The following is a 512-nucleotide window of genomic DNA, read 5'->3' on the forward strand; positions in this document are numbered from 1 at the left end:
GTGTAGCTGTGCGTCGCGGTGGCCGAGGTGGAGGTGCCGGTGATGGTGCCGTCGCCGAAGTCGAAGGCGTACGACAGGGTCTGCCCCTGCGGGTCGGTGGAGGCGGAGGCGTCGGCGGTGACGGCGACGGGTGCGGTGCCGCTGGACGGGGTCACGGACAGGGCGGCCGTCGGTGGCCGGATCGCCGCTGCGACGGTGACCGTCTTCTGGGCGGTGGAGGTCAGGCCGGAGGTGTTGGTGACGGTGACCGTGACGGTGTAGCTGCCGGCGGTCGTGTAGCTGTGCGTCGCGGTGGCTGAGGTGGAGGTGCCGGTGATGGTGCCGTCGCCGAAGTCGAAGGCGTAGGACAGGGTCTGCCCCTGCGGGTCGGTGGAGGCGGACGCGTCGGCGGTGACGGCGACGGGTGCCGTGCCGCTGGACGGGGTCACGGACAGCGCGGCCGTCGGCGGCCGGATCGCCGCGGAGACGGTGACCGTCTTCTGGGCGGTCGCGGTCAGGCCGGAGGTGTTGGT

The 512-nt window shown here is 72.9% G+C and carries 1 protein-coding gene; it reads right to left on the minus strand.

Features of this window, described 5'->3' with window-relative positions:
- Window positions 1-512, minus strand: a 512-nt coding sequence (locus ACR9ZK_RS21665; protein ID WP_481344026.1) for a PKD domain-containing protein, incomplete at both ends; no start/stop codon positions are given.

It is taken from the genome of Monashia sp. HAY1-5C (assembly GCF_056755255.1).